General features: G+C 66.1%; 12 protein-coding genes and 1 pseudogene. 8 read left to right on the forward strand and 5 right to left on the reverse strand.

Annotated elements, in window-relative coordinates; translation table 11 throughout:
* A partial coding sequence (locus tag ACXJL8_RS18795) for a SurA N-terminal domain-containing protein (protein WP_456685388.1) occupies positions 1-619 on the reverse strand: 619 nt, incomplete at its 3' end.
* Between the two features lie 232 nt (positions 620-851).
* Between ACXJL8_RS18795 and tpiA the strand changes: the two genes are divergently transcribed.
* The 3 genes from tpiA (at position 852) to ACXJL8_RS18810 (ending at position 3931) form a co-directional block, all read left to right on the forward strand.
* Positions 852-1607 (forward strand): triose-phosphate isomerase, encoded by a 756-nt coding sequence (tpiA, locus tag ACXJL8_RS18800; RefSeq protein ID WP_456622480.1) that lies wholly within the window; start codon positions 852-854, stop codon positions 1605-1607.
* 139 nt (positions 1608-1746) lie between these two features.
* Positions 1747-2133, forward strand: coding sequence for a preprotein translocase subunit SecG (gene secG, locus ACXJL8_RS18805; RefSeq protein ID WP_456622479.1), 387 nt, complete (start codon positions 1747-1749; stop codon positions 2131-2133).
* Positions 2134-2299: 166 nt separating this feature from the next.
* Positions 2300-3931 (forward strand): CTP synthase, encoded by a 1632-nt coding sequence (locus ACXJL8_RS18810; RefSeq protein WP_456685389.1) that lies wholly within the window; start codon positions 2300-2302, stop codon positions 3929-3931.
* A gap of 5 nt (positions 3932-3936) precedes the next feature.
* On the opposite strand, the gene ACXJL8_RS18815 is transcribed toward ACXJL8_RS18810, so the two are convergent.
* The 3 genes from ACXJL8_RS18815 to ACXJL8_RS18825 form a co-directional block, all read right to left on the reverse strand.
* Positions 3937-4599 carry a class I SAM-dependent methyltransferase gene (locus ACXJL8_RS18815; RefSeq protein WP_456622477.1) on the reverse strand — a complete coding sequence of 221 codons (663 nt, stop codon included), beginning with the start codon at positions 4597-4599 and terminating at the stop codon, positions 3937-3939.
* Between the two features lie 103 nt (positions 4600-4702).
* Positions 4703-6079, reverse strand: coding sequence for a sensor histidine kinase (locus tag ACXJL8_RS18820; RefSeq protein WP_456685390.1), 1377 nt, complete (start codon positions 6077-6079; stop codon positions 4703-4705).
* Positions 6076-6750, reverse strand: coding sequence for a response regulator transcription factor (locus tag ACXJL8_RS18825; protein WP_456622475.1), 675 nt, complete (start codon positions 6748-6750; stop codon positions 6076-6078). Before ACXJL8_RS18825 ends, ACXJL8_RS18820 begins: the two co-directional genes overlap by 4 nt.
* A 197-nt stretch (positions 6751-6947) precedes the next feature.
* On the opposite strand from ACXJL8_RS18825, the gene ACXJL8_RS18830 reads away from it, so the two are divergent.
* The 5 genes and pseudogenes from ACXJL8_RS18830 to ACXJL8_RS18850 form a co-directional block, all read left to right on the forward strand.
* Positions 6948-7274, forward strand: a complete 327-nt coding sequence (locus tag ACXJL8_RS18830) for an NIPSNAP family protein (RefSeq protein WP_456622474.1) — start codon at positions 6948-6950, stop codon at positions 7272-7274.
* Positions 7275-7392: 118 nt separating this feature from the next.
* Positions 7393-8256: a 3-deoxy-8-phosphooctulonate synthase gene (gene kdsA, locus ACXJL8_RS18835; RefSeq protein WP_456685391.1), complete on the forward strand. Its 864-nt coding sequence runs from the start codon at positions 7393-7395 to the stop codon at positions 8254-8256.
* Positions 8256-9467, forward strand: a complete 1212-nt coding sequence (locus ACXJL8_RS18840; RefSeq protein ID WP_456622472.1) for an MFS transporter — start codon at positions 8256-8258, stop codon at positions 9465-9467. The genes kdsA and ACXJL8_RS18840 overlap by 1 nt, the downstream gene beginning before the upstream one ends.
* Before the next feature lie 182 nt (positions 9468-9649).
* Positions 9650-11524 (forward strand): glutaminase A, encoded by a 1875-nt coding sequence (gene glsA, locus ACXJL8_RS18845; protein ID WP_456622471.1) that lies wholly within the window; start codon positions 9650-9652, stop codon positions 11522-11524.
* A 323-nt stretch (positions 11525-11847) separates the two neighbouring features.
* Positions 11848-11949 (forward strand): annotated as a pseudogene (locus tag ACXJL8_RS18850) (autotransporter outer membrane beta-barrel domain-containing protein); the annotation flags it as partial.
* 27 nt (positions 11950-11976) lie between these two features.
* Here ACXJL8_RS18850 and ACXJL8_RS18855 read toward each other — a convergent pair.
* On the reverse strand, positions 11977-12539 hold a 563-nt coding region (locus tag ACXJL8_RS18855; RefSeq protein ID WP_456685392.1), incomplete at its 5' end, for a CobW family GTP-binding protein.

Here is a 12539-nt window from a genome sequence, read left to right on the forward strand (position 1 = left end):
GGCATGCCTGCGCGGCGTCGAGCCTGACGAATTCGATCGCGCGCTGCTCGTTCTGGAAGCGCGTCAGCACGTCGATCATCGCCTTCGGCGGCTCGAGGCCGGCGCCGATCGTGCCGGTGATCTGCCGGCGCAGCGACACCTTGCGCTGGTCGGCGACGTAGCGTTGCTCGGTGTAGCCGAAATTGCGGATCACGGCCTGGAAGCGGTTCGGATCGAAATTGCCGCCGACGCCCTTGAAGTTCGGATCGTTCATGATGAACTGGCGGATCTGTTCGTCGGACTGGCCGAGCCCGAGCCGGCGCGCCTCTTCATCGAGCGCGGCTTCCGCGATCGTCTGCTGGAGCACCTGACGGTCGAGCCCGAACGCGCGGGCCTGGTCAGGGGTCAGGGGCCGGCCGAACTGGCGGCTGATCTGCTGTAGGCGGTCGGTATAGATCTGCCGGAATTCGTTCAGCGAAATCTCGGTTCTGCCGACCTTGGCCACCGTGGACTGCCCGAAGCCCTTGAAGATGTCGGCGATGCCCCAAACGCCGAAACTGACGATCAGCACGCCCATCACCACGGCCATAATGGTCTTGCCGAGCCAGTTTGATGAGGCCTTGCGCATTCCTCGAAGCATTTGGTCCAACTTGTTTGGTCAGGAGGGGAACGGGAGCGCGTCTTAATGCAGATTCCGCAAAAGCGCGTCACCAAATTGATAGATCATCATAAAGTGGCGGCTTTCCCCCCGCAACCTCAGGTCAGGCGGCTCTCGATCCCTGCGGTTAAAAGCCCCTGGTCTCTGGAACTGCCGCGGCAGCTCTGCTAGCGCATGCGCAATCGTCCCTTGCCCAATTCTGCTGGAAATTGACATGACCGACGCCATCCGACCGCTGATCGCCGGCAACTGGAAAATGAATGGCCTGAAGGCCTCGACTGCCGAATTCGACGCCATGCTCAATGGTGCGGCAGAGGTGGCCGGCAAGGCCGATCTGCTGGTCTGCCCGCCTGCGACCCTGATAGCGGCCTTCGCCGACAAGGCGGGCGGCAAGGCGGTCGCGGTCGGGGCGCAGGATTGCCATCTCAAGGCCGCCGGCGCCCATACCGGCGATATCGCCGCCGAAATGCTGGCGGACGCGGGTGCGACAGCCATCATCGTCGGCCATTCCGAGCGCCGCGCCGACCATGGCGAGAGCGACGCCCTGGTGCGGCAGAAGGCCGAAGCGGCCTGGCGGGCCGGGGTCATCGCGATCGTCTGCATCGGCGAAACCCAGGCCCAGCGCGATGCCGGCCAGACCCTGGACATCCTGCGCGGCCAGCTCGACGGCTCGCTGCCGGACGGCTCCACGGCGGCGAATCTGGTCGTGGCCTACGAGCCGGTCTGGGCGATCGGCACCGGCCTGACCCCCACGTCCCAGGATGTCGAGCAGATTCATAGCTTTATCCGCGAATTCCTGACCTCCCGGTTCAAGGACGCCGGTGCCAGGATGCGCATCCTCTACGGCGGCTCGGTCAAGCCCTCGAATGCGGCCGAGTTGATGGCGGTCAAGAACGTCAACGGCGCGCTGGTCGGCGGCGCCAGCCTGAAGGCGGCCGATTTCCTTGCGATTGCCAGGGGCTGCCCCTAGCTAACGTCGGTGCGCGGCCCGACGGATCGGGGGTGGCAATGCCGTTTCCGATCGTGTAACACCGCGCAACTTCAGGAAAACCCGCGAAGCGCGATCGGCTGCCGGCACCGGCGCTGTCGGCTTGTGACGGAAGGGCACTATGCAGACTGTTGTCATCGTCATCCACCTTATGATCGTTGCCGTCATGATCGGCGCCGTCCTGCTCCAGAAGTCGGAAGGCGGCGGTCTCGGCATGGGCGGAGGCGCCGGCTTCATGTCGAGCCGCGGCACCGCGAATCTGTTGTCGCGGACAACGGCGATCCTGGCGGCCGGCTTCTTCCTCACCAGCCTGTTCCTGTCCTGGTACGCCGGCTACGACCGCAAGCCCTCGTCGATCATCGGCCAGCCGGCCACGCAGGGCCAGCCGGCCGGAGGGGCGCCGATCGCGCCGCCGACCTCGGGCGGCATCCTGGATTCGCTGAAGAAGGCGGACGAGCAGCAGCAGGCGCCGGCTCCGACCGGCCCGCAGGTGCCGCGCTCGCAATAAAGCAGGGGGGCCATGCAGGACGGCGACTAGCGTCCTGCATCAACAATCCCCATCAAGGCTCTGTCACCACTCTCAGTTTCGGTTCACCCACAGGCCCGTAGATTTTTTGGGGCGGAATACGAATCGCTTTGGCGAATCGGATTCGAGGGATTAGAGGTTAAGTCCCATGGCGCGGTACATATTCATCACCGGCGGCGTGGTTTCTTCGCTCGGCAAGGGTCTGGCTTCAGCGGCACTCGGTGCCCTGCTGCAGGCCCGGGGCTACAAGGTCCGCCTCCGCAAGCTCGATCCCTATCTCAACCTCGATCCCGGAACGATGTCGCCGTATCAGCACGGCGAAGTGTTCGTGACCGATGACGGCGCGGAGACCGATCTCGATCTCGGTCACTATGAGCGCTTCACCGGGCGGCCTGCGACCAAGGCCGACAACATCACGACGGGCCGGATCTACCAGGACATCATCTCCAAGGAGCGCCGCGGCGATTATCTCGGCGCGACCATCCAGGTGGTTCCGCACGTCACCAACGCCATCAAGGAATTCGTCCTCTCCGGCAACGACGATTACGATTTCGTGCTGGTCGAGATCGGCGGCACCGTCGGCGACATCGAGGGCCTGCCGTTCTTCGAGGCGATCCGCCAGCTCAAGAACGAGCTGCCGCGCGATCACGCCGTCTACATCCACCTGACGCTGCTGCCCTACATCCCGAGCGCGGGCGAGCTGAAGACAAAACCGACGCAGCATTCGGTGAAGGAGCTGCGCTCGATCGGCATCCAGCCCGACATCCTGCTGTGCCGCACCGACCGCGAGATCCCGAAGGAGGAGCGGCGAAAGCTCGGCCTGTTCTGCAACGTGCGCGAAAGCGCCGTGATCGAGGCGCGCGACGTCGACAACATCTACGCCGTGCCCGAGGCCTATCATAACGCAGGCCTCGACGACGAAGTGCTCGCCGCCTTCGGCATCGGCTCGCGGATTCCGCCGGCGCTTCAGAGCTGGCAGCGCATCAACGAGCGCGTCCGCAATCCCGAAGGCAATGTCACCATCGCCATCGTCGGCAAGTACACCGGCATGAAGGATGCGTACAAGTCGCTGATCGAGGCGCTTTCGCATGGCGGCATCGCCAACAAGGTGAAGGTCAATCTCGACTGGATCGAGAGCGAGATCTTCGAGAAGGAAGATCCCGCGCCGTTCCTCGAGCACGTCAACGGCATCCTGGTGCCCGGCGGTTTCGGCCAGCGCGGCGCGGAAGGCAAGATCCGCGCGGCGCAGTTCGCGCGCGAGCGCGACGTGCCGTATTTCGGCATCTGCTTCGGCATGCAGATGGCGGTGATCGAGGCCGCACGAAACCTGGTCGGCATCGAGGAAGCCAACTCCACCGAGTTCGGTCCGACCAAGGAGCCCCTGGTCGGCCTGATGACGGAATGGCTGCGCGGCAACGAGCTCGAGAAGCGCACGCAGGCCGGCGATCTCGGCGGCACGATGCGGCTCGGGGCGTATCCGGCGGCGCTCAATCGCGGCAGCCGGGTCTCGCAGGTCTATGGCGGCGCCACCGAAATCTCCGAGCGTCACCGCCACCGCTACGAGGTCAATACCGCCTACAAGGACCGCCTCGAGCAGCACGGCCTGAAGTTCTCGGGCCTGTCGCCGGACGGTGTGCTGCCGGAGATCGTCGAGTACGAGGATCACCCCTGGTTCATCGGCGTGCAGTTCCACCCCGAGCTGAAGTCGCGTCCGTTTGAGCCGCACCCGCTGTTCGCCTCGTTCATTGAGGCGGCGATGGTGCAGAGCCGGCTGGTGTAGTCGGCTCAAGGCGCGGCTGAGTAGTCGCGCACGTGATGCATCGGCTCCAGGGCGACCCGCGCTGAAGCGACGGGCGCCAGCGATCCCGCGACGATCTTCATCTGTGGCCGCCGCGTCAGCCTGTAGACGGCGGCCGGCGGCATGTTCAGCAAAGCGCGATCCACCAGCTTTGCGCGCAAGCCCAACCGGTCGAGCACGGGCCGCGGGATCGGGCAACTCATGCCGTAAGTGAACTGGTAGAAGGCGCCGCCCGGGCGGACGTAACTGAAGGCGCCGCCGATGATGGAGACGACCTGGCGCGTCGACATGTTGAGCAGCGGCAGGCCGCTGACGACCGCGCCGACGGGCGCGCCCTCATAGAGGCGCTCCGTCGTCAGCCGCGCCGCGTCCATCCACAGCACGCGTGCGCCGGGAAAGCGCATTTGCAGCAGCTTCATGAAGTCGGAGCCGTATTCGATCAGCGTGAGGTCCTGCTGGCGCACGCCACGCTTGAGGAGCTTGTAGGTGAACGCGCCGGTGCCGGGGCCGAGCTCGAGAACAGGGCCGGTCGATGCGGTGATCTCGCGGGTGATGAGATCGGCCAGCGCCGCGCTTGACGGCGCGATCGCGCCGACGCGACGCGGGGCTGACATCCAGGACAGGAAGAAGGAGAGGAAATCGTTGGGCATGCGCACTCCGGCATCTTGGTTGCGCCTCGCACATCAGAGGTGAGGCGGCCGAAGAGTCGCCGGAGTGCATTGCGACAGCATTGCGCGCAGCACGCCGATTGCGTCAATTCTCGCGGGTCGGCGGCAACGTCATCTTGAAGCACACGCCGCCGTCTGGACCGTCCGCGACCGAGACGTGGCCGCCATGCAGGAGCACGATCTCGTGCACCATGTTGAGGCCGAGGCCGGCGCCGCGATYGCGCGGCGTCAGCCGATAGAACGGCTCGAAGATCTGTTCGCGCTGATCGGCCGGAATGCCGGCGCCTTCGTCCGTGACCTCGATGCTTGCAGGCCGGCTGACGCGAATGCCGATGGTGCCGCGGCGAGGGCCGTGCTGGATCGCATTCTGCACGAGGTTGGTCAGCGCGCGCTCCAACGCGGCCGCATCGCCGATCGTTTCGATCGGCGTCGCGGGTGCATCGAGCGCTAGTTCGTAGCCTGCGGCGATCGCCAGCGGTGCGAGATCGGCGGCCGCGCTTTGCGCGACCTGGACGAGGTCGACGCGCGTGAACGGATGGCCGCAGCGGTCGAGCCGCTGGATGTCCAGCAATTGCTCGGCGAGCGTTGCCAGCCGCGCGGCATCCTCCAGCAGACGGGTCTTGTCCGGTCCCGATGGAAGCGACTCCAGCCGCGTGTTCAGGATCGCGATCGGCGTGCGCAGCTCGTGTGCGGCATCTGCGACGAAACGCTTGTGGCGGGCATAGCCCTGGTCGAGCCGCGCCAGCGCGTCATTGACCGCGGTCACGAGCGGCACGACCTCCAGCGGAATCCGGTCCACCGACAGCCGTGCGCCGCGCTGATGGATATCGATGCGCCGCGCCTGGTCCGCCGTCGTATCGAGCCCCTTGAAGGCGCGTCGCACGATCATCGGTGTCGCGATGAAGGTCGCCGTTCCCATCAGAAGCAGGCCGGGCAGGGCGAGGCCGAGAAACGCAAGCGACGTCATGACCAGCGCCTTGGCGCCGGTGAGCCTGCCTTGCGTCGCCGTGATGATCTGCACGTTGCCGGCGGCGGTGTCGACCCGCTTCAGCCGCGCCGCCGGCTTGCGCGGATCGTCCTCGAAAAGCTGCCAGCCGAGCCGCGCCTGGCTGATCTGGTCGAGGCCGCCGCCGATCGCGGCGAATTCGGCCGGCACGGCGCCTTCACTGAGCGAATGTCCCTGCCTGTCGCGGACCAGGAACCAGAGGTCGGGCGTTGTCGCGCGCAACTGCTCCAGCTCGCGCGTCGGTCGCAGCGTCAGGCCGCCTTGCGCGTCACGCGCGACTGCGTGCTGCACCACGTCGATCACGCGATCCTCGTCGCGCTCGGCGAGCACGAAGCCGGACGCACACAATGCTCCGACGACGACGGCCACGAGCGCGATCAGCAGCGCGGCCTGGAGCGAGAGCAGGCGCCAGCTCAGCCGCGAGCGCAGGCAATAGGGATCGTCATGCTTGCTCATGGCAGCTTCTTCAGGAGATAGCCGACGCCGCGGATGCCGTGGATCTCGACACCGGCATTCGCCTCGGCGAGCTTGCGGCGCAGCCGCGAGATATGCGTGTCGAGCGCGTTCGACTGGATCTCGTCGTCGAAATTGTAGACCGCCTCTTCCAGCGCCGAGCGCAGCACGGTCCGGCCCATGCGGCGGATCAAGGCTTCGAGCACCAGGAGCTCGCGGCGCGGCAGCTCGAACGGCTGGCCGTCGATGCTGGCCTCGCGATGGCCGACGTCGAAGGCGAGGTGGCCGGCGCGAATGACGTCCGGCTGCAGCCCGGCGGGCCGGCGCAACACGGCGCGCAGCCGCGCCAGCAGCTCTTCGACTGCAAACGGCTTTGCCAGATAATCGTCGGCGCCGCTGTCGAGCCCGGTGATACGGTCGGCGAGCTCGCCGCGCGCGGTCAGGACGATGATTGGAACGCCGTCGGCGCGCGCTCTCAGTTTCGGGATCAGGGCGAGACCGTCGCCGTCGGGGAGCTGGCGGTCGAGCAGGACGGCGGCGTGGACGTCGGCGGAAATGGCCTCTTCCGCTTCCGCAAGCGTGGGGACGTGATCGACGATCATGTCATACCGCCTGAGCGCCGATGTCAGCGCTCCGGCCATCTCCGCCTCATCCTCGACGAGTAAAATCCGCATGATCCCGACCTGCGCCCCAACCAAGCCGTTCTAGCGCCAGTATCATTGCCGCAGCATTGCGGGAACCGGGCGCGACGTGATGGCTGCGGACGGGCCGGCAGCCATGCGCCAGACGCCGCGGGCCTCCTCGGGCAGGGCCCAAGACACCGTCACGGTCAGCCATTATAACCCGCCGACGTCATCAGGGAGGAACAAGAATGATCTACGAAATGCGCATCTATCGCTGCGTGCCCGGCCGCCTGCCGGCGCTGCTGAAGCGGTTCGAGACGGCCACGCTGAAGCTGTGGGAGAAGCACGGCATCCGCCAGGCCGGATTCTTCACCACGCTGATCGGCGAATCCAACCAGGACCTGACCTATTTCCTGGCCTGGGAGTCGCTCGCCGAGCGCGAGAAGAAGTGGGGTGCGTTCGTGACCGATCCGGACTGGACGGAGGCGCGTGTGAAGTCCGAAGCCGACGGCCAGATCGTTGGCAACATCGTCAGCCAGCTCCTCACGCCGACGGCCTTCTCGGCGGTGAAATAACGCCATTTCGGCGCGAGGAACTCTGGCGCAACCCTGATATTCTGATAGCCCGGGCCGAATGGGGTTGATCGGACCCCCATCGTCGCTATGGTCGCGGCGAAACGAGGGAAATTTGGCCTTGGGCTCTTCGAATTCAGCGGCGCCGGTCGTTACCATAGGCACGGTCAAATTCGGCAATGATCTGCCGATCTCGATCATTGCCGGGCCGTGCCAGCTCGAAAGCCGCCAGCATGCGCTGGAGGTGGCCTCCGCGCTGAAGGAGATCGGCGCGCGGCTGAAGGTCGGCCTCGTCTACAAGACCTCGTTCGACAAGGCCAATCGCACCAGCGCGTCGGCCGCGCGCGGCCTCGGGCTCGCGCAGTCGCTGCCGATCTTCGCGGAGATACGCTCCACGCTCGGCCTGCCGGTCTTGACCGACGTGCATGATGCCGCGCAGTGCGCCGACGTGGCGCAGGCGGTGGACGTGTTGCAGATTCCCGCCTTCCTGTGCCGGCAGACCGATCTCCTGCTGGCGGCGGCCGCCACCGGCAAGGTCGTCAACGTCAAGAAGGGCCAGTTCCTGGCGCCCTGGGACATGGCGAACGTGGTCGCCAAGATCACCAACGCGAACAATCCCAACGTGCTCGTCACCGAGCGCGGCGCATCGTTCGGCTACAACACGCTGGTCTCGKACATGCGCGCACTGCCGATCCTGGCGCGCACCACCGGCGCGCCCGTGATCTTCGACGCGACCCATTCGGTGCAGCAGCCGGGCGGGAAGGGGACCTCCTCCGGCGGCGAGCGCGAATTCGTGCCGGTGCTGGCCCGCGCGGCCGTGGCGGTCGGCGTTGCCGGCGTCTTCATCGAGACCCATCCGGATCCCGACCGCGCGCCCTCCGACGGGCCCAACATGGTGCCGCTGCGCGAGTTCGAGGGGCTCATCCGCACGCTGATGGCCTTCGACGCGCTGGCAAAGGATTCCGTCAAGGCCGGCGCGCGCTGATGCAGCAGCCAAGCGAGGCGCGGCCGCACGATCACGGCCTGCCGGCGGCGCTCTACGTCATCTCCGGCGCAAGCTTCGCCGCAGCGCTCTCGGCGCGCGCGCTCGATCCGGTGCTGCCGCATGTCGCCGAGGATTTTGGCGTCAGCATCGCAACCGCTGCAGGCTTTGCCGCGGTGTTCGCCTTCACCTTCTCGATCATCCAGCCGCTGGTTGGCGCTGCCGCCGATCTCTTCGGCAAGACGCGGCTGATGATCGGCTGCCTCGCGCTGCTTGGCCTTGCCAACATTCTCGGCGCGCTCTCGACCTCGTTCTCGCTGCTGTTCGCCAGCCGCATCCTTGCCGGCATCGGCTCCGGCGGCGTGTTTCCGATCGCGCTGAGCCTCACCAGCGAGCTCGTCGGGCCGGAAAAGCGGCAGGTTGCGATCAGCCGCACGCTCGCCGGAGCGATGACCGGCAATCTGCTCGGCGCCTCGGCCTCCGGCCTGATCGGCGACTTCCTCGGCTGGCGCGGCGTGCTGGCGGTGCTCGGCGCGCTCGGGATCGTCGCCTCGATCGCGGTCGCCGCCGGCTTTCACGGCGCCAAGATCAAACATCCGCCGAAGACGAGCCTGTCGGCGTTGAAGGCGGGCTACCGCACCATCTTCACCAATCCGAATGCCTATGTGTGCTACACGGCCGTGTTCGTCGAAGGCTGTTGCGTGCTCGGCCTGTTTCCCTACATCGCCTCGTTCCTGTTCGATCTCGGACAGACCTCGCTGTCGATCGCCGGCATCGTCATCGCGGGGTTCGCCGTCGGCGGCTTGTTCTACACGATGACGGTGTCGCGCATGCTGCCGTGGCTCGGCGTCAAGGGCATGATGATCGCCGGCATGACGCTGGTCGCCTCGCAGCTCGTTGCCGTCGCCTTCGGTCTGCGCTGGGAGGTTCAGACGCTCAATCTCGTGGTCATGGGATGGGGCTTCTACATGGCCCATGGCTGCCTCCAGGTCTTTGCCAGCGAGCTCTCGGTCGAGGCGCGCGCCACCGCGCTGTCGCTGCATTCGTTCTTCTTCTTCATGGGACAGACGGTGGGGCCGCTCGCCTATGGCTTCGGCCTGCAGCATGGCGGCAAGGTGCCGACCCTGGTGACGAGCGCAGCGATCATGGTGGTGCTGGGTCTCGTCTGCGCCCGGCTGCTCAAGCAGCGGGCACCCTCCGACGCGCGGGCCTGAGGCTGACAGCGTGGTTTGACGCGCTGGAGGTAACCGCCAATTCCCTACCATCGTGCTCGCAGCCTGCCGTTGCCTTGCTCACGACGTCCGCGCCATCCTCTTCGCGTCACCGTGCCACGGCCGCCCTCGGTATGCATGGCACGCGTATTGCTTCCATCTTGAGCAAATCGAGGTGTGAGACCGTGGACGCCCAGCCCACCCGTTCGCCCAGCGCAGCCGGCGTGACCCGATTGAGCGGGTACCCCACGAGGCCACCGCTGCGGCGCTTCCTGACCGATTGCCACGAGGAATTCCGGGTCGACAATTCGGGCGAGCTCGCCGACTACATTCCCGAGTTGAAGCGTGCCAACCCCGGTCATTTCGGCATCGCGCTCGTCACCATCGACGGCCACGTCTACGAGGTCGGCGACAGCGCGGTGCCGTTCACAATCCAGTCGGTCTCGAAGGCCTTCGTGTTCGCACTGGCGCTGGAGATGGTGGGCGAGGAGCGCGTCGCGGCCACGATCGGCGTCGAGCCGAGCGGCGAGGCCTTCAACTCGATCCGGCTCACCAACGACAACCGTCCCTTCAACCCGATGGTCAATGCCGGTGCGATCGCCTGCTCGGGCCTGATCTACGGGGTGGACGGGAAGGGCGCTTTCGAGCGGGTTCGCTCCAAGCTCAGCCAGTTCGCCGGCCGTGAGCTCGGCGTCGACGATGCCGTGCATGCGTCCGAGACCGCCACCGGCAATCGCAACCGCGCCATTGCCTGGTTGCTCAGGAATTACGCGGTGCTGCCGGATGACGTCGACGCGGTGCTCGACGTTTATTTCCGCCAATGCGCGATCCTGGTGACCGCGCGCGATCTGGCGGTGATGGCGGCAACGCTCGCCAATCGCGGCATCAATCCGGTGACGGGCGTGCAGGTGATCACGCCGCACATCGTCGCGCGCACGCTGTCGGTGATGACGAGCTCGGGCATGTACGACTATGCCGGCGAGTGGACCTATCGCGTCGGCATTCCCGCCAAGAGCGGCGTCGGCGGCGGCATCGTCGCGGCGCTGCCGTCGCAGATGGGGCTCGGCACCTTCTCGCCGCTGCTCGACGATCACTTCAACAGCGTGCGCGGCCTCAAGGTCTGCGAGGCGCTGTCGGCGCGGTTCGACCTGCACATGCTCAACCGCAATGCCGACGTCCGCACCAGCATCATGGCGGATTACGACATCTACGGCATCTCCTCGCGCCGCAGCCGCCAGCCGCACGAGCAGCAGATTTTGGACGAGCGCCACAGCGACATCCGTGTGCTTGAGCTGGTCGGCGCGCTCAGTTTCGGCACCATCGACTATGTCACGCGAAGACTGACCAGTGAGCCGCCCAACGCGCCGCTGTTGATCATCGACTTCCGCCGCGTCCCCGACATCACCGCGGCCGGCGCCGAGCTGCTCGGCGAGACACTGACGGCGCTCGGCAATGCCGGCGTCACCACCATCTTGTCCGGGTTCGAGGACAGCTCGGCGCTGTGGACGGCGATCTCGGCGCGCACGGCCGAGCCGCGCAGGTTGCGGCGTTTTCCGCTGCTCGACGACGCCATCGAATGGGCCGAGGATCAGGTGATCTATCGTTTCGGCGGCTTCACCGACGTGAAGGAGAGCGCCCAGCTCGGCGAGCAGGCGCTGCTCGCCGAGCTCGACGCCGGCGAGATCGCCGCGATCGTCAAGCTCTCGACCACGCGCCATTACACCGCCGGCCAGCGCATCATCGCCGCCGGCGAGCCCGCCAATTCGCTGTTCTTCCTGCAAAGCGGCATGGTCAGCGTCAAATTGCGCAGCGGCGTGCGGCTGGCCTCGCTCGGTCCCGGCATGGAGTTCGGCGAGATGGCGATCCTGGAGCAAGGCCGTAGCGCCGACGTGTTTGCCGATACGCCGGTGACCTGCCTCGAGCTCCCGCTCGACAGCTTTGCCGACTATCGCCGCCTGCACCCGGAGACGTCGCTGAAGATCATGCGCAATCTCGCCGCGATCCTGGCGCGGCGGCTGGTGCTCGCGAATGCGAAGGTGGATTTGCTGAGTGCTTATTAGGGCGGGGAACGTGTCTTGAGCGAACGACGCCGGCCTTGTGCTTGCCAAGCGCCCGCAAGACGGCGGAGACCGCCCGCAGTTCTCCGCGTGCCCAGGAAATATGTAACCATCTGTTGCCGCGCAATCACACCACCGCGGAAAATTGGCGGCCGGGCCGGTGACGAAAAATGTCGCCGATAGTCCGTCGGCCGCGAAGCAGCTAATTCTTTCCCGTTCGAAATAATCGGCAATGAATCGCATCGCATAGCATCGAATTGCGCTTTGGAATTTGGAATGGCTGGGGCAGGCGGCTGGCGACCCGCGCGGCGGGCATTCTCGATCAGAAATGGCTCACCGGCTGGTCCGCCGCCGGCTCGTTCGAGGGCGAGTTTTCGTCCGTCACGCGCTCCTACGCAGGCAAGGGCGTGGTGCGATACGCCTGGTGATGTCCGCCGCCGAGGATCGCGTCCGTCTCAGGCTGCCGCGCCGACGGCCTGCCAGAGGCCGAGCACCTCCTGGCGCGTTATGCCGCGTGTGATGAACACGATGCGCGAGCGCCGGTCGGTGTCGGGCCATTTGGCCAACGCCACCGGCGGATGGAAAACATGGTGCACGCCGTGGACCGCGACCGGCGTTGGCTCATCGCGGAGGTTCAAAATCCCTTTGACCCGCAGCAGGTCCTCGCCGCGCGTGTGGCGCAGATGAGCCAGCCAGTCTGAAACCGCCATCCAGTCGAGAGGTTCGTCGAACGCGAGCATGAAGCTGACGATCGCTCCATCATGGCCGTGATGGCCGTGATGGTCGTGCTCATGCGCCGCCCCGGCGGAGCCGGCGAACGCCGGTTCATTGAGCCAGCGCTCGACGTCAACCGTTTTCTTGTCGGGATCGACGAGGGCGGCACCGAACAATTGTGCCGGATCGATCTCGCCGTGCATCACGCTGTCGATTCCGGCACCGGGATTGAGCCGGCGGAGACGCAACTCGAGTGCGTCAATGTTGTTGACTAAATCCCGCTTGGTGATCAGCAGCCGATCGG

This window comes from Bradyrhizobium sp. P5_C11_2, from assembly GCF_054049755.1.